Origin of the sequence: Streptomyces musisoli (assembly GCF_016741855.1) — a bacterium.
Classification (GTDB): Bacteria; Actinomycetota; Actinomycetes; order Streptomycetales; family Streptomycetaceae; genus Streptomyces; species Streptomyces musisoli.
Genome location: NZ_JAERRH010000098.1, coordinates 1 through 838, shown reverse-complemented (window position 1 = coordinate 838; position 838 = coordinate 1). Strand labels below are relative to the sequence as shown.

Annotated in this window: 1 protein-coding gene; it reads left to right on the top strand. The window is 69.8% G+C overall.

Going from position 1 to position 838, the window contains the following annotated elements:
• Positions 1 to 321 precede the first annotated feature (321 nt).
• Positions 322 to 831 carry a transglycosylase SLT domain-containing protein gene (locus JK361_RS40620; RefSeq protein ID WP_201828254.1) on the top strand — a complete coding sequence of 170 codons (510 nt, stop codon included), beginning with the start codon at positions 322 to 324 and terminating at the stop codon, positions 829 to 831.
• The last annotated feature ends 7 nt before the right edge of the window (positions 832 to 838 follow it).

Below are 838 nucleotides of genomic sequence, written 5' to 3'. Positions count from 1 at the left end.
GGGTGATGCGGCCCATAGGGGCTATGTCACGTCCTAGGCGGGGCCGTAGGTGTGGACCGCGGTGAGCTGGGGCGACAACCACCCGGTGACCGTTTTGGGGTGTTTCTACGGTGTTGGGTAGTACGTCACATTCTTGCCTGGGGTTCCGGCGCTCGCTAACCATGTTGGTCGTTGCCGCAAAGCCGCCGTGGTGCGACCGGGTGTGGATCCCCGGGACGCCGGTCGTGGCCGTGCAGCACAGGGCCTCGCCCCGAACGCCCTGAGGCCGCGACCGGAACCTTCCGGCCGGCGCCTTCACCGACGTCCCCCAGGAGAGACCCCTTGACCGCGATCACCGCCACCCGCCGCCTTGCCCGCCTGCGCTCCCTCGCCGTGACGGGTCTGGCCACGACGGGCGCCGCGGCCGCCGCGCTCACCCTGATGCCCGCCTCCGCGCACGCCGCCGAGATGCCGCAGAGCGCCCCCACCGTCAAGGCCGCCGCGCAGGACGGCAACGCCGACGCCGGTGGTGCCGGCAGCCTCGACGGCTGGATCAAGAAGTCGCTGGCCGTGATGAAGCAGAAGGGCATCCCGGGCAGCTACGAGGGCCTGCGCCGCAACATCATGCGTGAGTCCGGCGGCAACCCCAACGCCCAGAACAACTGGGACGTCAACGCGCAGAAGGGCATCCCGTCCAAGGGCCTGCTCCAGGTGATCGACCCCACCTTCAACGCGTACCACGTCTCCGGGACCGCGCACAGCATCACCGACCCGGTCGCCAACATCACCGCCGCCGCCAACTACGCCGCGCACCGCTACGGCTCCATCGACAACGTCAACTCCGCGTACTGACCCACCC